18 protein-coding genes are annotated in these 17,562 nt (G+C 42.3%); 11 read left to right on the top strand and 7 right to left on the bottom strand.

From position 1 onward, the window contains the following. Nucleotides 1–19 precede the first annotated feature (19 nt). A complete protein-coding gene (locus ACFOZY_RS02780) occupies nucleotides 20–1,489 on the bottom strand; it encodes an aminotransferase class I/II-fold pyridoxal phosphate-dependent enzyme (protein WP_378152007.1) in 1,470 nt (489 codons plus the stop codon). Between the two features lie 143 nt (nucleotides 1,490–1,632). On the opposite strand from ACFOZY_RS02780, the gene ACFOZY_RS02775 reads away from it, so the two are divergent. Together ACFOZY_RS02775 and ACFOZY_RS02770 are read left to right on the top strand one after the other, a co-directional pair. Beyond that, nucleotides 1,633–2,598, top strand: a complete 966-nt coding sequence (locus ACFOZY_RS02775) for an NAD(P)H-dependent flavin oxidoreductase (RefSeq protein ID WP_378152005.1) — start codon at nucleotides 1,633–1,635, stop codon at nucleotides 2,596–2,598. A 14-nt stretch (nucleotides 2,599–2,612) separates the two neighbouring features. Then, the gene (locus ACFOZY_RS02770) at nucleotides 2,613–2,882 is read left to right on the top strand and encodes a UPF0223 family protein (protein WP_378152002.1); all 270 of its coding nucleotides are present in this window, start codon (nucleotides 2,613–2,615) and stop codon (nucleotides 2,880–2,882) included. A gap of 2 nt (nucleotides 2,883–2,884) precedes the next feature. On the opposite strand, the gene ACFOZY_RS02765 is transcribed toward ACFOZY_RS02770, so the two are convergent. Together ACFOZY_RS02765 and ACFOZY_RS02760 are read right to left on the bottom strand one after the other, a co-directional pair. Continuing rightward, nucleotides 2,885–3,142 carry a hypothetical protein gene (locus tag ACFOZY_RS02765; protein WP_378152000.1) on the bottom strand — a complete coding sequence of 86 codons (258 nt, stop codon included), beginning with the start codon at nucleotides 3,140–3,142 and terminating at the stop codon, nucleotides 2,885–2,887. Between the two features lie 41 nt (nucleotides 3,143–3,183). Continuing rightward, nucleotides 3,184–3,801, bottom strand: a complete 618-nt coding sequence (locus ACFOZY_RS02760) for a YktB family protein (protein WP_378151998.1) — start codon at nucleotides 3,799–3,801, stop codon at nucleotides 3,184–3,186. 154 nt (nucleotides 3,802–3,955) lie between these two features. On the opposite strand from ACFOZY_RS02760, the gene ACFOZY_RS02755 reads away from it, so the two are divergent. Continuing rightward, a complete protein-coding gene (locus ACFOZY_RS02755; RefSeq protein WP_378151996.1) occupies nucleotides 3,956–4,156 on the top strand; it encodes a hypothetical protein in 201 nt (66 codons plus the stop codon). 81 nt (nucleotides 4,157–4,237) lie between these two features. Then, entirely contained in the window at nucleotides 4,238–5,068 is an 831-nt protein-coding gene (locus tag ACFOZY_RS02750) for an inositol monophosphatase family protein (protein WP_378151994.1), read from the top strand. Between the two features lie 76 nt (nucleotides 5,069–5,144). Here ACFOZY_RS02750 and ACFOZY_RS02745 read toward each other — a convergent pair whose 3' ends face one another. After that, nucleotides 5,145–5,330 (bottom strand): YlaF family protein, encoded by a 186-nt coding sequence (locus ACFOZY_RS02745; RefSeq protein WP_378151992.1) that lies wholly within the window; start codon nucleotides 5,328–5,330, stop codon nucleotides 5,145–5,147. 102 nt (nucleotides 5,331–5,432) lie between these two features. Between ACFOZY_RS02745 and typA the strand changes: the two genes are divergently transcribed. Together typA and ACFOZY_RS02735 are read left to right on the top strand one after the other, a co-directional pair. Continuing rightward, nucleotides 5,433–7,277: a translational GTPase TypA gene (gene typA, locus ACFOZY_RS02740; protein ID WP_378151990.1), complete on the top strand. Its 1,845-nt coding sequence runs from the start codon at nucleotides 5,433–5,435 to the stop codon at nucleotides 7,275–7,277. Nucleotides 7,278–7,303: 26 nt separating this feature from the next. Continuing rightward, nucleotides 7,304–7,630 (top strand): YlaH-like family protein, encoded by a 327-nt coding sequence (locus tag ACFOZY_RS02735; RefSeq protein ID WP_378151987.1) that lies wholly within the window; start codon nucleotides 7,304–7,306, stop codon nucleotides 7,628–7,630. Between the two features lie 602 nt (nucleotides 7,631–8,232). On the opposite strand, the gene ACFOZY_RS02730 is transcribed toward ACFOZY_RS02735, so the two are convergent. Both ACFOZY_RS02730 and ACFOZY_RS02725 read right to left on the bottom strand, forming a co-directional pair. Continuing rightward, nucleotides 8,233–8,436, bottom strand: coding sequence for a YlaI family protein (locus tag ACFOZY_RS02730; protein WP_378151986.1), 204 nt, complete (start codon nucleotides 8,434–8,436; stop codon nucleotides 8,233–8,235). Between the two features lie 11 nt (nucleotides 8,437–8,447). Beyond that, on the bottom strand, nucleotides 8,448–8,948 hold the full coding sequence (locus ACFOZY_RS02725; protein WP_378151984.1) for a molybdopterin-binding protein: 501 nt from the start codon (nucleotides 8,946–8,948) through the stop codon (nucleotides 8,448–8,450). A gap of 209 nt (nucleotides 8,949–9,157) precedes the next feature. Between ACFOZY_RS02725 and ACFOZY_RS02720 the strand changes: the two genes are divergently transcribed. The 3 genes from ACFOZY_RS02720 (at nucleotide 9,158) to pyc (ending at nucleotide 14,141) form a co-directional block, all read left to right on the top strand. Next, a complete protein-coding gene (locus tag ACFOZY_RS02720; RefSeq protein ID WP_378151982.1) occupies nucleotides 9,158–9,439 on the top strand; it encodes an Fpa/YlaN family protein in 282 nt (93 codons plus the stop codon). A 79-nt stretch (nucleotides 9,440–9,518) separates the two neighbouring features. Then, nucleotides 9,519–10,679, top strand: coding sequence for an FtsW/RodA/SpoVE family cell cycle protein (locus ACFOZY_RS02715; RefSeq protein ID WP_378151980.1), 1,161 nt, complete (start codon nucleotides 9,519–9,521; stop codon nucleotides 10,677–10,679). A gap of 30 nt (nucleotides 10,680–10,709) precedes the next feature. After that, nucleotides 10,710–14,141, top strand: coding sequence for a pyruvate carboxylase (gene pyc, locus ACFOZY_RS02710; RefSeq protein ID WP_378152211.1), 3,432 nt, complete (start codon nucleotides 10,710–10,712; stop codon nucleotides 14,139–14,141). A 73-nt stretch (nucleotides 14,142–14,214) separates the two neighbouring features. Here pyc and ACFOZY_RS02705 read toward each other — a convergent pair whose 3' ends face one another. Beyond that, complete coding sequence (locus tag ACFOZY_RS02705) at nucleotides 14,215–15,159, bottom strand: COX15/CtaA family protein (RefSeq protein WP_378151978.1); 945 nt, start codon at nucleotides 15,157–15,159, stop codon at nucleotides 14,215–14,217. A gap of 309 nt (nucleotides 15,160–15,468) precedes the next feature. On the opposite strand from ACFOZY_RS02705, the gene cyoE reads away from it, so the two are divergent. Continuing rightward, nucleotides 15,469–16,383, top strand: a complete 915-nt coding sequence (gene cyoE / locus ACFOZY_RS02700; RefSeq protein ID WP_378151976.1) for a heme o synthase — start codon at nucleotides 15,469–15,471, stop codon at nucleotides 16,381–16,383. A 103-nt stretch (nucleotides 16,384–16,486) separates the two neighbouring features. After that, entirely contained in the window at nucleotides 16,487–17,560 is a 1,074-nt protein-coding gene (gene coxB, locus ACFOZY_RS02695; RefSeq protein ID WP_378151974.1) for a cytochrome c oxidase subunit II, read from the top strand. The last annotated feature ends 2 nt before the right edge of the window (nucleotides 17,561–17,562 follow it).

Genomic DNA, 17,562 nt, shown 5'->3' with positions numbered 1-17,562 from the left:
CTACTGGACAGCTTTTTCATTACCAAATCGGTTTTTGTTCTTTAATTACATGTAAATTCTTTAATGTGTCATCTTCTGGTCCTTGCACGGGCAAGCCAGCCTCAATATTCATATGGATATAATCGATGTTCTCTTGCGTAATGATTTCTCCGGGAATAAAAATAGGGATTCCTGGTGGATAAACCATGATGAACTCAGCTGAAATTCTTCCAGCAGATTCTGCCATCGGAATGACTTCTGTTTCTGCGTAGAAGGCAGCACGTGGTGACATAGCGAGTGCAGGAATCTCCGGTAGCGTTACATGGATATCCTGAATGGCTGTTTCAGAATCAAACGCTTTAGCCATTCGTTGCAGAGCATTAATCAGGATATTCGTTTCCTTCTTCGTATCCCCGAATGTTATGAGGCAGAGAATATTATACAAGTCAGATAGCTCTACTTCGATATTCGCATTTTCACGGAGCCATATTTCAGCTTGATGACCTGTAATTCCCAAATCTTTGACGCTGATCAGTAATTTCGTCGGGTCCAGATCATAGGTGGCAGAAGTTTTTAAGATTTCTCTGCCGACACAGCAAAGTTGTGGGATTTGGTTAATTCGTTTACGGGCATCTTGAGCAAGCCGCAACGATTGGTCTATCAAATCATATCCATGAATAGCAAGCTGCCTGCGGGCTGTATCCAAAGAAGCCAAAAGTGGATAGGATGTCGATGTAGTGGTTAGCATCGAAAGGATTGACTGTACACGCTTCTGTGATACGAGCCCTTCCTTCATATTCAAGACTGAACTTTGTGTCATAGAGCCGCCTAACTTATGAATGGATGTAGCGGCCATATCTGCTCCGGCTTCCATAGCGGAAATCGGCAATTTGTCGTGAAATGGAAGGTGAGCGCCATGCGCTTCATCCACAACTACCGGAATACCACGTTCGTGAGATATTTCCACAATGCGCTTCAAATCCGCGGCAATTCCGAAATACGTCGGGTTGATGACAAGAACTGCTTTTGCATCAGGATAGCGGTCAAGCGCCTTTTCAACAGCTTCAGGTGAAATGCCATGGGATATTCCAAGGTCCTCATCCACTTCAGGATGTATGAATACGGGTATCGCTCCTGCAAAGACAATAGCGGACATGACAGATTTGTGGACGTTCCGGGGAACGATGATTTTATCTCCCGGTTCTACTACACTCATGATCATCGTCATGATTGCGCCGCTTGTCCCTTGTACAGAGAAAAATGTATAATCGGCACCGAAGGCTTCTGCCGCCAATTCCTGTGCGTGTTTAATCGCGCCTTTTGGTGAATGGAGATCATCAAGTGGTGCAATATTAATCAGGTCAATTGATAAAACATTATCGCCGACAAATTCTCGGAATGCCGGATCCATTCCTTTCCCCTTTTTATGTCCAGGGATATGAAACTGAACCGGATGACGGTTTCGATGTTTTAGTAATACATCAAACAATGGGGTTTCAAGTTGGGACAATTCACGTACCACCTCTCATTGAAATTAAAACAAATAAAACAAAGTGAATTATAGCACCTTCATCCATGCATGACTACAAAAACAAAGGGTTTTTTCGTTAGATATCGAATTTAGTATTGTGAGTCAAAGAAGGAGGAATAAATATGGATTGGCAAACAAGAGTAACGGACCTCTTACATATACAATACCCAATTATTCAAGGGGGACTCGCACATCTTGCATATGCTGAACTTGCTTCCGCCGTTTCGAATGCTGGAGGATTAGGTCAAATCACCGCGATGAGTCTACCTTCGCCGGAAGCATTGAAATTGGAAATCCAAAAAATAAGAACAATGACTTCAAAGCCATTCGGCGTGAACTATGCGATCGGCCAACATGGTCGGTCATATGAAGATATGCTGCAAGTAGCGATAGATGAAAAAGTGCCCGTCGTCACAATGACGGGAGGAAATCCCGCCCCTATTCTTAAAAAGCTGGAAGGAACAGAAATTAAAAAATTGGTCCTCGTAGCAGCACGGAGACAAGCAAAAAAAGCGGAAGATTTAGGCGCTGATGCGGTCATGGTCGTAGGGCAGGAAGGCGGCGGGCATTTAGGTAGAGATGATGTAGGCACAATGGTGCTTGTTCCCCAAGTTGTCGATGCAGTGTCCATACCTGTCATCGCTTCCGGAGGGATAGGGGATGGCCGTGGGTGGATGGCTGCCCAAGCATTAGGAGCGGAAGGAATAGAAATGGGTACACGTTTCATCGCAACAAAAGAATGTGTACACGCATCAGAACCGTATAAACAAGCACTTCTGAATAGCACTGAGAATGATACCATAGTTATTAAACGTTCCTTAGGTGCACCTGCAAGGGCATTGGACAATTCATGGACAAGACGTATAGTGGAGATTGAACAAGAACAGCCTACATATGAAGCGTTAAAAGAATACATCAGTGGCGAGGCGAATATGAAATATATCCATGTGGGGAATGAGTCTGAAGGGTTCGGTTGGGCAGGACAAGTGACCGGTCTGATCCATGATATACCTACCGTAGAAGAACTCGTTGAACGGATGGTTGCTGAAGCGGAACAAATCCGCAGAAGATGGGGTATTACTGAATAAAAGGAGGATTCTGAATGGACTATTCTTATCCATTTTCGACTGATTGGTCCACACAGGAAATCGTAGATGTGGTCGTATTTTTCGAAGGAATCGAAAAAGCTTATGAAAAAGGCATCAAAAGGGAAGATATGATGGCCAAATACCGTCGGTTCAAAGAAATTGTCCCTTCCATTGCTGAAGAGAAAAAGTTCTTCCGGGAGTTTGAAGAGGAAAGCGGCTATGCCAGTTATCCGATCGTTAAACGTACGAAGGAAGGATCAGATGGCGAAATCATTAGAGGATAATCTCAGAAGGAAGAAGGAATCTGGATTCCTTCTTCCTTTTGCATGCTGATATCATCATACTCTATCTGATCTGATGTTTTGGAATCCAAATAGAGCAGAAGCCAAAACGTGATTCCGAGTACGGCTACAACCAAGAATAAAAGTGTGAAAAGGCTTAGCAGGATGGTTTTGAGAGCTTTACTTTTCCATATTTTAAGACCGACCATGTCACCCACCTCACCTACATATTGCCAATTGATTGGAAAATAATCAAGGGTCAATTAAAAAAAGGCTCCCTATATGAAGGAGCCGTAACTTAATGTTATTTGAACGATAGTTGATAAATCGGCATGAGTGTTTCGAATGTTTCCCGGGCGAATTCTACAAAGCGTTCTCCATCCGTAAGAATCGGATCCTCAGGGAATAAATGGCGTCCAATTAATAACTCCGCTTTTTTAACATCACGGAATCTTTGTAGTACGTTCTCTAAGTCCAATTCGGAAAACTTGTCCGCTTCTTTTTTGTAGTGATCCTGGGAAATGACATAGTCGTCTGGAATAATTCGTTGAAGGTCCTTCTTGTTTTTCAGGAACGAATTCGCAATTTGTTCTTTCCCGGGCACTTCGTAAATGTATGCAAGCCAGATGAATACACGATCATCGAATAAGCCAATTTGAAAATGGGGATGCTGTTTATAACCTCGTTTATTGGCAGCGATGGCGAGCCAAGTATCTTTAGGAGGATTCACTGTTCTCCTCGCATGTTTTGCGATATGTAAGTACATTTCACTACCGCTCATCATCTGTACATCATCGACCAGCACCTCTCCAATTTGTTGGAATTTGGGCTGGATTCTCTCCTGAATCTCTTTCATTCTTCCGTCGAGACCAGGTATGGTAAACACGTTAAAATCTTGTTGGGAAAAGCCTTCAAACTTCATAAGTCCACATACACCTTTCATTTTTAAGTTTATTTTAACAGAAAACGGGGAAGAATCTTTGCAACAAGGTCATTAGAAGTGGCAATTAAAAATTCAGCAACATACTGTATAACAACCAGTCGGAATATTCCGATTAAAAGAAGGGGTGTAGAAGATGAAACAAGTCGTTCATATTATTCGCAAAGCAGATGTTGAAAAGCAGTATATCAACTTGTTGAATCTCGAATTGGACTATGAGCTTGCAACGTTACATGAAGCGATTCAACAAGAAGATGAAAAACAACAAGTTAAGAGCAAGAATCGTCTGACGGAAATTCACAGCGAATTGGAGAAGCTCCATGCGTTCAATAACTAAACTGGACCTCCTCACTAAAGGCCCTCCTTATGTTCTGTTATTTGGAATGTAACGGAGGGGTTTTTTGTTATAATAGAGGAAATGGTTTTGAAAGGTGGACATGCTTTGTCTGTGGATTGGAGCAGAATCGATCGTTACGCTAAATCTTTGATTAAAGAAGCAGGGCACCGAATTCGTATTTCGTTTTATCAACATATCGATATTGAAACGAAAGCAGATGCGAATGATTTGGTGACAAATATCGACCGGGAAATTGAACAATTTTTTATATCGCATATTAAACGCGACTTTCCTGGACATTCCATTTTAGGAGAAGAGGGTTTTGGAGATGAGGTCAACTCCTTGAAAGGCGTTGTCTGGATGCTTGATCCGATTGATGGGACGATGAATTTCATCCACCAAAAAAGAAACTTCGCCATATCCCTTGGAATCTATTCGGATGGGATTGGAATGCTCGGCTATATATATGATGTCATGAGAGATGAATTTTATAACGCATTTCGTGGGGAAGGTGCCTATTTGAATGATGAACGCATACCAGCTCTTCGTAAAGCTAACTTAGAAGAAGCGGTGATCGGTGTAAATGCCAGCTGGGTAGCGCCAAATCGGTACGTCGATCATGAAAAGATGGCAGAACTTATCCACACGTGCAGGGGAACCCGTTCATTCGGTTCTGCTGCGATAGAAATTGCTTATGTGGCAACAGGTAGAGTAGATGCCTATATATCTATGAGACTGGCGCCATGGGATATAGCAGGTGGCATGATTATTGCTTCTGAAGTCGGAGCGGTCGCATCGAACTTAGAAGGGAAGCCGGCAAATCTGTTGGGACAAGATACATTCATCATTGCCAATCCTGCTTTACACGGTCGAATCTTACATGATTTTATTCGGTTGAAAGACCGGACTTAAACACGCACCTGTTTCTAAGTGACACGATCTACAAAAAAAGAATCTGCACATCTGCAGATTCTTTTGTACATTATGCCTATAGCTTCCCGTCTTCGCGAAATTTCTTTTTGGTTTTGAATCCAAAGCCCATTATTACGCCAAGTAATATGAGGAATAAAACCATGAGCGGAATACTTCTCATGCCTACAGCCACACCGATTAACATCATAGTTATGAGTGCGCCAAGAGAATAGAGGACGAAAACCCATTTTAAATTTTTCATGCTATGAGCCTCCAATATGTAAAACGAAATACTATACAAGTACACTTCCTGTGATATAATAACACAGTTATGGACTTGAAAAAAGAATAATGGAGTGGAATTATGACTAACGAGCGTCAAGATATACGTAATATTGCAATCATCGCCCACGTTGACCATGGGAAAACGACTTTGGTGGATCAATTGTTAAAACAATCCGGTACATTTAGATCGAATGAGCATGTCGAAGAACGGGCAATGGACTCTGGTGATATTGAACGTGAACGTGGAATTACTATCTTAGCAAAGAATACAGCTATTCAGTATAAAGATACGCGTATTAATATTTTAGATACACCAGGACACGCCGATTTCGGTGGAGAAGTAGAACGGATCATGAAAATGGTTGATGGTGTTGTACTCGTCGTTGATGCTTATGAAGGAACGATGCCTCAAACTCGATTTGTATTGAAAAAGGCTCTTGAACAAAACTTGCAACCGATTGTTGTTGTAAATAAGATTGACCGTGATTTTGCACGTCCGGCAGAAGTGGTAGATGAAGTGCTTGAACTCTTCATTGAACTTGAAGCGAACGATGAACAGCTTGAATTCCCTGTAATCTACGCATCTGGAATCAATGGAACTGCGAGTCTTTCTGATGATCCCGCTGACCAAGAAGAGAACATGCAGGTGCTGTACGATGCAATCGTTGAACATATTCCGGCACCAGTTGATAATCGTGAAGAACCTCTTCAGTTCCAAGTCGCGCTATTAGACTACAACGAGTATGTTGGAAGAATCGGGATTGGCCGTGTGTTCCGAGGAACGATTAAAGTAGGTCAAAGCGTTGCGCTTATGAAACTCGATGGTTCTGTTAAGAATTTCCGTGTAACGAAATTGTTCGGATTTTTCGGCTTGAAAAAAGTAGAAATTGAAGAAGCATATGCAGGAGATCTTGTAGCCGTTTCGGGAATGGAAGATATTAACGTAGGGGAAACTGTTTGCCCGGTCGATCACCAAGATCCGTTACCTGTATTGCATATTGATGAACCGACGTTACAAATGACATTCCTTGTAAATAATAGTCCGTTTGCTGGAAGAGAAGGTAAATGGGTGACATCACGTAAAATCGAAGAGCGTTTAAACGCTCAACTTCAAACGGATGTTTCTCTCCGAGTAGATCCGACTGAATCACCGGATGCTTGGGTCGTTTCTGGTCGTGGTGAACTTCATTTGTCAATTTTGATTGAAAATATGCGCCGTGAAGGTTTCGAGTTGCAAGTATCAAAACCGGAAGTTATCGTTAAAGAGATTGATGGTGTACGTTGTGAACCGGTTGAGCGTGTCCAAATCGATGTTCCTGAAGAAAATGTAGGTTCTATCATTGAATCGATGGGGGAACGTAAAGGTGAAATGCTGGATATGGTTAATAACGGAAGTGGACAAGTCCGTTTGATCTTCCTCGTACCTGCACGTGGACTAATTGGTTACTCGACTGAATTCATGACACTTACACGTGGTTACGGAATTTTAAACCATACCTTTGAAAGCTATAAACCGATGGCTCATGGCCGAGTTGGCGGACGGAGTAAAGGTGTATTAGTATCGATGGAAACTGGCGCAGCTTCTTCCTATGGAATCATGCAGGTAGAGGATCGCGGTACAATCTTTGTTGAGCCGGGAACTGAAATCTATGAAGGAATGATTGTTGGTGAACATACACGTGATAATGACTTAACCGTCAATATTACGAAGGTCAAGGCAGCCAACAACATCCGATCCGCGAACAAAGAGCAAACTTCAACACTTAAAAAGCCGCGGATCATGACACTTGAAGAAGCGCTTGAATATTTGAATGATGATGAGTACTGCGAAGTGACACCCGAATCAATCCGTCTTCGTAAGAAGATTTTGGATAAGAACGAACGGGAACGTATGGCTAAAAAGAAAAAATTAGCAGATTCTTGAGTTTGAATCTGAAAGGGTGAAATGGATTGGATGAACAGCAAATGGTGTTCGGGAAGATGTCTCCGATTGCCAGGTTTATTTACGAATCAATGCCATCTTATGATAGTGCAGGTTATGTAGTTTTCATCATAACCCTTCTATTGTCGGCATTGGTTTATAAGCTCGGATTCGCCAAAAGTCTGAAAAGATCACAAAACTTGGTCATTTTCATCTTCCTTTTCGTTGGCTGCCTCATTTTAACCTTCTTGGCATTTTTCTTGCCAATCATCGAAGGTTTAATCGTAGCAGCGCTCATACTGATCATTTACAAGATCCGTCTAAGAAACGAAAAGAAACAAAATGCAACTTCATAGTAAAACAAAACGGAGACGCTCATATTGATGCGTCTCCGTTTTACATATTATTTATTTTAATAACTGTAAATACAATATATAAATTAAACTGGAGCAATCGCTCCAGGCGGACGCTTTCCGCGGGCTCGCGCCAAGCCTCGACCGATAGGATGTCGGTTATGGATGCGTTGCCGCACGATGCGGCGCACTTAGCATCCCTTCCCCTTGCGCCTGCGGGGTCTCGGACTGTCTCGCTGTCCCGCTGGAGTCGCCGCCTTCCACTCTTGATGTTTCTCAAATAGATTGTAACCATAAGAACTGTTTCAAAAGATACTATGACATGTTAGTTAGTAGGAATCAAAAAGGGTAGGATAGGAAATTAGTGACTCCCTTGTTCAGCCTTTTTAACAAGCAGTGCCCGCCACGAAGACTCCTGTGGGAATAGCTTGAGCTGAAGACCCCGCAGGAACATAGTGACGAGGAGTTGAACAAAGGCTAAATGCGCCGCGTCCTGCGGCAACGCCTTTGTGACCAACCTCCTGTTGGCCCAAGCCCACGGAAAGCGAAGTGGCGGGCACTGCTGGTTTATAAACAGCTAATTTTCTTAAAGAATATATTGGTTCTTAAAAGTCCTTTTCAATTTTTGAAGAGCTTCGATAGAATTTGAAGTTTCCGGTTGCAATCCGTTCGCATGTCCGGTCAGCAATCCTTTTTGTACATTCCTCACACATATACGTGTGAATCGGACGGTTTTTTAACCTCTTGGCCATTGAAGTATCTTCGTTCAGTTCTTCAAGTCGGTCGCATAGGACACATTTGACTTTCATGTATTGTCCTCCTATTGAATCCGAATAGCGGAAATGTTTTTGTAAGGAGACTCATAGTTGGAGCCATCTTCAAGCAGAACATGAATAGGGCCATCTTCTTTCAACGGCTTCCCTTCTTGGCTGAACTTTAGGATGATTTTATCGACTTCCTCAAATGGAATTGAAAAGACATCTCCTGCTTCACTTTCGAAAACAAGTTCGCTTGCGTCAGGATGCGGTTCTGAATTTTTAATGAAATGCTTTAGATGAATTCCGAAAGTTCCGGTCATCATCTTCGTTTTTTCAAACTTTTTCTCTGATTTTAAAGTAGGAGGGAATGTGGCACCTTCCATAATTTCGCGAGACCAGTGGGCAGACGTCACTTTAGTGTACTCGAGATCCTCGTCCAATTCATTCCGTTCCGTATTGAAATACGTATTCAGATCGATTCTTCGATCGTCAAAGATCCAAACACTTGAATCTAAAGTTATTTTATAATTCACAGCACCTTTAATGGGTATGATGAATTCCATAGTTAAAACCTCCAATGCTTTCTGCTCTTATTTAGTATAACGCAATTGTGTCTAAAAAAGGAATATGTTGAAGAAGTGTACTGTAGTCGTATAGACACTTGCAATTTTGCCTTCTAAAAGATAAAATTTAGTTGTTATAGATTTTTGTCTTCTTTCGAAAAAGTAGATGGATAAATAGAGTTGAAATATTAGCTGATGGGGGCGTCCTCATGGATATAAATTTGCACGAAACGTATCAGGAGAAGGCACTCCAACTTCTAATAGCGGATGCTGAAAAAATTGCACAGCTGATTAAAGTTCAAATGGACCATTTGACGATGCCACAATGTCCATTGTATGAGGAAGTGCTTGATACTCAAATGTTCGGGTTATCACGCGAAATTGATTTCGCTACAAAACTCGGGCTGATTGAGCGAGAAGTCGGAAAGGAAATCCTACACTCTCTTGAAAAAGAACTTTCCATCCTTCATGATGCGTATACAAAGAAATAAATTCAAAACTCAAACACGTCAAAGGGTTTGAGTTTTTTGTTATTTGAAGAAATATCTTTATTGAAAATGAGGTTTCTCCATGAATCATTACTTGAAGCGATTTGCTAAAAATATGGACTATCCATTATTAATCACGTATATCTTATTATGTTTATTTGGGCTAGTAATGATTTACTCAGCCAGTATGGTTTGGGCAGTTGAACGGTATGGGTTTGAACCAGACCATTTTTACCGGAAACAAATTCTTAACTTAACCTTAGCAGTTCCGGCATTCCTCATTGGAGCCATCATACCGTACAAGCACTATAAGCGGAAAGGTATGATGATCTCAATGTTGGTCGTCATGTTCGCTCTACTATTTGCAGTTCATATTATCGGGTATGATGCAGGCGGGGCAAAGAGCTGGATTCATTTGGGTTTCGCTAATCTTCAACCATCTGAAGTGGCGAAAATCATCATTGTTCTCTACTTTGCAGCTGTGTTTGCAAACAAATATGATAAGGGTATGATTGACAATATCAACTATTCTATAGGGCCCCCATTGGCGGTGCTGGTACTCGCACTGTTCAGTATTATGTTGGAGACGGATATTGGTACATCCATAATCATTTTCTTTACGGCCATCTCTGTTATGGCTGCCAGTGGAATAAAGTTCCGTACATTCGCCAAAATGAGCGGAGTGTTATTTGCCATCATGGCTGCAATATCCCCATTCCTCTATTTATTCCACGATAAGATTCTTACTGAAAGAAGATTAGGACGGCTGGAGGCTTTCCTGAATCCGTTTGAACACGCTCAGGATTTAGGGTTTCAAGTAGTAAATGGGTATATTGCCATCGGTTCCGGCGGATTAACAGGACTTGGTCTTGGACAATCTATCCAAAAATTAGGCTATCTTCCTGAACCCCAAACAGACTTCATCATGGCTATTATTGCGGAAGAACTGGGACTATTGGGTGTAGCCATAGTGATTGGGGGGCTTGGTTTTATCGTGCTGCGGGCAATGTATATTGCATTAGCTTCCAAAGATCCGCAAGGAAGGATGATTGCAGCCGGTTTCGGAAGTATGATCGGGTTCCAGACGTTCGTCAATTTAGGTGGATTAACAGGATTGATTCCACTTACTGGTGTTCCACTACCGTTCATCAGCTACGGAGGGACATCTGTCATCTTGTTATCATTTGCAGTGGGGATCCTTATGAATGTGTCGATGTTTGTAAGATACGAAAACAGTAAATAGGGCGAAAAGGGGAGAAATGGCGTGAAAACAATCACTAAAATTCTTGTAGCAAACCGTGGGGAAATTGCAATACGTGTGTTTCGTGCATGTACAGAATTGGATTTGCGGACGGTTGCCATTTATTCAAAGGAAGATCGGGGTTCCTTCCACCGGTATAAAGCAGATGAAGCATATTTGGTCGGTGAGGGGAAAAAGCCGATTGACGCTTATTTAGATATTGAGGGCATTATTGAAATAGCAAAAGATTGTGGTGCAGATGCCATCCATCCGGGTTATGGATTCCTTTCGGAAAACGTGGAATTTGCTAAACGGTGCGAAGAAGAAGGGATTATCTTCATCGGTCCCACTTCAGAACATCTCGATATGTTCGGAGATAAAGTTAAAGCACGCCAACAAGCTGAACGAGCTGGTATTCCCGTCATTCCAGGTAGTGACGGACCTGTCCCTTCATTAGAAGAAATTCGCGAGTTCGTCAGTCATAACGGGTATCCTTTAATGATCAAAGCCTCTCTCGGCGGTGGAGGAAGAGGTATGCGGATCGTGAACTCGGAAGAGGAATTGGCGTCAGCATACGAACGGGCAAAATCTGAGGCGAAAGCTGCATTCGGTTCGGATGAAGTGTACGTGGAAAAATGTATTATCCAACCGAAACATATCGAGGTACAAATCTTAGGCGACCAACATGGAAATATCGTTCACTTATACGAACGTGATTGTTCTATTCAGCGGAGACATCAAAAAGTGGTGGAGATTGCTCCATCTACTGCACTATCAGACGACCTGCGGAAACGAATTTGTGAATCGGCTGTAAAATTGATGAAAAATGTAGGATACATAAATGCAGGAACAGTCGAATTTTTAGTTGCCGGAGATGATTTTTATTTTATTGAAGTTAATCCACGTATCCAGGTAGAGCATACCATTACAGAAATGATTACAGGAATTGATATTGTTCACGCCCAAATTCACATTGCGGACGGCGAGGACCTTCACAGTGAAATCATCGGCATTCCAGAGCAAGAAGAGATACGTATCTTTGGCCATGCAATCCAATCCCGTGTAACGACAGAAGATCCATTGAATGACTTCATGCCTGATGCCGGTAAACTGATGGTATATAGGTCCGGTGGTGGATTTGGCGTGCGTCTCGATGCCGGGAACGGATTCCAAGGTGCCGTCATAACCCCTTACTATGATTCCTTGTTGGTTAAAGTTTCTACTTGGGGCCATACATTCGAGGAAGCTGCTGCAAAGATGCGTCGGAATCTGCAGGAACTCCGGATCCGTGGAATTAAAACGAATATTCCATTCTTGGAGAATGTCGTTAAGCATCCGAATTTCATAACGGGCAGTTTTGATACTGGTTTTATTGACCATACTCCTGAACTTTTCCACTTCCCGAAACGGAAGGACCGCGGTACGAAATTATTGAATTATATCGGTAATGTAACAGTAAATGGATTCCCGGGAATCGAACAGAAACAAAAGCCGTTCATGAATCCGCCTCGAAAGCCGGCAGTCGATTTAAAATCCCCTCCGAAGTCAGGTACAAAACAGATTTTAGAACAGTCTGGACCTGAGGGGGTAGTGGAATGGATCAAACAGCAGAATAATGTTTTGTTAACAGATACGACGTTCCGTGACGCCCATCAATCATTATTGGCTACCCGTTTAAGAACGTATGATATTAAAGGGATTTCCCGTGAGACAGCCCGGTTGATGCCAGATCTATTCTCATTGGAAATGTGGGGAGGTGCAACCTTCGACGTTGCCTACCGTTTCTTGAAGGAAGATCCTTGGAATCGCTTAGAGGATATGCGGAAAATGATCCCGAATGTCATGTTCCAAATGCTTGTACGCGGAGCAAATGCGGTGGGTTATAAAAACTATCCGGATAATGTCATCCGGGAATTCATTAAGACTTCCGCAAATGCTGGAATCGATGTATTCCGTATATTCGATAGTCTGAATTGGATTAAAGGCATGGAAGTGGCGATTGATGCAGCAAGGCAATCGGGTAAAATCGCAGAAGCCGCAATTTGCTATACAGGAGACATTTTAGATCCATCACGTGATAAATATACAGTCCAATATTATAAAGACATGGCAAAAGAGTTAGAAAATTCAGGTGCACATATTTTAGCCATCAAAGATATGGCTGGACTTCTTAAGCCGGAAGCGGCATACCGCCTTATTTCAGAATTAAAGGATACGGTCGACTTACCGATTCATTTGCATACACATGACACGAGCGGAAATGGTGTCTTCGTCTACTCACGGGCAATCGATGCCGGAGTAGATATTGTCGATACAGCATTGGGGGCGATGTCAGGATTGACGTCACAGCCGAGTGCAAGCACATTGCACTATGCAATAAGTAGTAAAAACCGAGAACTTAGCGCAAACATCGATGCACTTGAGCAGCTATCCCATTATTGGGAAGATGTAAGAAAGTACTATCGTGATTTTGAAAGCGGCATGAACAGTCCACACTCAGAAATTTATGTTCATGAAATGCCAGGCGGTCAATACAGTAATCTTCAGCAACAAGCGAAGGCAGTAGGCTTGGGACCTCGCTGGGAAGAAGTGAAAGATATGTATTCCCGTGTGAACCTTTTATTCGGAGATATTGTTAAAGTAACTCCTTCCTCTAAAGTAGTGGGGGATATGGCTCTCTTCATGGTCCAAAACGATTTGAATGAAGAAAACATCCTTTCAAGGGGTCCATCCATTGATTTCCCTGATTCTGTCATTGAATTCTTCGAAGGCTATATCGGTCAGCCTTATGGTGGGTTCCCGGAGGATCTTCAACAGGTCATCTTAAAAGACCGCAAACCGATTAAGGTGAGACCAGGAGAATTGCTTGAGCCTGTGGATTTCAATCAGTTGAAAGAGCAATTGACTGAACGTTTAAAACATCCGGCTACAGACAAAGAAGCACTTGCGTTTGCGCTTTATCCAAAAGTGTTTGAAGAGTACGTGGCAACTCACAACCAATTTGGCAATGTATCAGTATTGGATACTTTAACGTTCCTTCATGGTATGCGCCTTGGTGAAGAAATCGATGTAGAGATTGAAAAAGGGAAGACGTTAATCATCAAGCTTATGTCAATCGGGGAACCGCAAAAAGATGGAACAAGAGTCATATATTTCGAACTGAATGGTCAACCACGTGAAATAGTCATTCAAGACATGACGGTAGAGACAGACGTATCTTCCCGAATGAAAGCCGACCCTTCCAATGTCGGACATATCGGAGCAACGATGCCAGGCACTGTGTTGAAGGTAGTTGTAGAAGATGGAGTATCTGTGAAGAAGGGTGAGCAGCTATTAATCACAGAAGCGATGAAGATGGAGACGACTGTTCAAGCACCGTATGCTGGGACAGTAAAAGCTATCCATGTTTCCGCTGGTGATGGCATTTCATCGGGAGACTTGTTGGTCGTGATGGAAAAAGAATGAGTGGAAGATAACAAAATAAAACGACCAGCGAAAGATATTTTTCGCTGGTCGTTTTATTATTTAGCACTAAATGCTACTCAAATATTCTTTGTGCGGATTTTTTCTCTTCTTTTCGTGTCCGGCCTCTGGAAATGAGTAAAATCATATAGCATAGTAGTCCGAATAATAGGGAAATGAATAGAGAATGTAGTAAAGCGATCATTAAATTCAGTCTGCTTAGGACGACTACAGCACCGGAGGTAACTTGGAGTGACACTAAGATGAAAGCAATAATCCAACCCCAGTAAATGACTCGTTGGTCCTTGTAATTTTTATAAGAGTGATAAGCGATATACGCAATCCAAACGAATATCAGAGCAGCTGCAGTACGGTGTCCCATTTGTACCCATTCATATAGATTAGATGGGAGCCCGAAGTCACCATTACGGCACATTGGCCAATCCCGGCAGACAAGACTGGAATTTGTATGTCGTACAAGTGCACCTGTATAAATGACGATGTAAGAATAAAGAGTTACACCAATTGTATGCCATTTAAGCTTTTTCCCGATTATCATCCGCTCTGTGTCAAATTTACGATCCACTTCGAAAACGAGCAAAGTGAGAAGAAGAACCGACGCAAATGAAATGAGCGAAATTCCGAAATGGAGAGCCAAAATGAAGTCTCCTTGGCCCCAAAGAACTTGTGCAGCTCCTATGAGCGCTTGCAGTATCAGGAAGAAAAGCGCCATGAATGAAAGAAATTTTGTTTCACGGATATGTCCAATTGCGCGCCAAGACCAAACACTCAGTACTAAAATAAGGATGCCGACTGTACCAGTCACTAATCTATGGGAAAATTCGATGATTACTTCTTTCGTTATTTCATCAGGAATTAATTGGCCATTACAACCAGGCCAATGACGGCCGCAGCCCATCCCGCTGTCCGTTTTCGTCACGAGTGCTCCTCCCAAGAGGATCAACAGCATGCCGATCGTCGCCGCAACAGCAAACCATTTCAAGTATTTACTTTGTTGCATGAAAGGCCACCTACTTTAAAGTGAATATAGACAACAATGTGTCCGCTTCCCTGATAATAGCGAAAGAATTTACAAAAAACAACGGCTAAGAACCGAACTTCATCCATGAGGGAAACCTTTTCACAAATTGTTCATAAAAAAGACTCTTTCCCTTCACAAAAGAAATCACAAAATGCTTTACTATAGATATGCCGAGTAATGTGCAACAAGCGGTCTTTATTTTCGGAAAACGGTTTAAATATAGCATTGTGACCATTTTTTCGTTATAGTAAAGGGTAGGATTTATGTGAAGAAGAAAGGAGGGATTTCATGTCGAACGGACGGACAATGGCACAATCAGCTGATTCCATAGAAACTTCTTCATTTCTGAAAGATTTTCTAGCACTCATCAAAATCGGAATTGTGAATTCGAACTTGGTGACAACGTTTACAGGGCTTTGGCTCGCATTTCAATTTTCAAATCGGAATTTCCTGTTTGAATTGGACTTACTGTTCTATACAATTGCTGGAACAGCATTGATTATAGCGGGTTCTGCAGCAATGAATAACTACATAGACAGAGATATTGACCCGGTCATGTCCAGAACGAAATCACGACCGACCGTTACAGGAAGATTCAAACCTTCTTCTGTACTAATCCTGTCAATTTCCTTTATGGTGATCGGTGAGGTTTTACTATTCTCTGCTACAACTTCAGCAGGACTATGGGGAATCGCCGGAATATTGAGCTATGTTGTTCTTTACTCTATGTGGTCCAAGAGAAGGCATGTTGGAAATACGATTGTAGGAAGCATTTCTGGTGCTATTCCTCCACTGATCGGATGGGCAGCTGTTGAGCCAACCTTAGGTGCGGGTGCACTTGCACTATTCCTCATTATGTTCGCATGGCAACCACCGCATTTCTATGCATTGGCCATGAGAAGGACGGAGGAATACCGAGCTGCCGGGATACCTATGCTTCCAGTTGTAAAAGGATTTGCCCGCACTAAGAAATCGATTATTGCGTGGATACTTTTACTGTTCCCCCTACCGTTCCTATTAAGCGGTTTGGGAATATGGTTCATCATTCTTGCTACACTATTAAATGTCGGTTGGCTCTATTTCGGCATTAGAGGATTCAAAACCGGGAATGATTTGAAATGGGCGACGAAAATGTTCATCTACTCCTTGAATTACATGACCATTCTGTTCGTTTCCATGATTATATTCTCGATTTTCAGTTAACATTGAGACACGGGATTCTTTCTACTCGATAGGATTCATATAAAAGGACATATTGTCCTAATGCGACCCGTAAACAACTATGAAAGAGAGGTTTGATTAACCAATGATGAAAGGGCTTAAAAAGTGGCGGCTGTTTTCACTGCTGGCAGCTCTAACAGTCTTTTTGACTGGCTGTGGCGAAGAATACCTTTCCACGTTAAGACCAGCAGGGGAAACTGGCCAAGAGCAATTCAATTTGCTGGTATTATCTACATCGATCATGGTCTTGGTCATTGTAGTCGTTGTTGTAATCTATATTCTTGCACTACTAAAGTTCCGCCGTTCGAAATTAGGGGAAAATCATATTCCTAAACAAGTCGAAGGCAATCATACACTTGAAATGATTTGGACAGTTATTCCGATCATTCTTCTATTGATCCTTGCAGTTCCAACAGTCTACTACACATATAAACAAGGTGATGTAGCAGGTGCGGAAATGAAGGATGAAGAAGGAAATGCACAAAATTTGGTTGTCAATGTTACGGCTAAATTATACTGGTGGGAATTTGAATATCCTGACTTGGGTATTGTCACTTCGCAAGAGCTTGTAGTGCCGACAGATGAAAAAGTGTACTTCAATCTTAAAGCGGGCGATGTTAAACACTCCTTCTGGATTCCTGCAGTAGGCGGTAAGATGGATACGAACGTTGATAACCTCAACAAGTTCTACTTGACTTTCGATAAGGAATCAGAAGGACTTAAAGATGGTGTGTTCTACGGTAAGTGTGCTGAGCTTTGCGGACCATCCCATGCTTTGATGGACTTCAAAGTTAAGTCTATGAATCGTGGAGACTTCGATAATTGGGTAGCGGCAATGCAAAAAACTGCTGAACCTGCAACCCCAGCTTCAGCAACTGCACAAGCTGGTCAAGATGTGTTCAATGCAAGCTGTATCGGATGTCACGCAGTTTCCGGAGCAGGACCTGCTAATGCCGTAGGACCTAACTTAGCTACTTTCGGCGACCGTAACCGGATCGGTGGTTTCTTAGAGCATGATGAAGAAAATTTGAAAAACTGGATCAAAAACCCACAAAAATACAAACCAGGCAATGTTATGCCAGCATTCGAAAGCAAACTCTCGAATGAAGAACTTGATGCACTTGCTGAGTATTTAATGGGATTATCTGTCGAGCAATAAAC

Source organism: Chungangia koreensis (assembly GCF_042651785.1).
GTDB lineage: Bacteria > Bacillota > Bacilli > Bacillales_A > Planococcaceae > Chungangia > Chungangia koreensis.
Note: the sequence above shows the minus strand (reverse complement) of the source record. Positions and strands in the feature narration are given on the sequence as shown.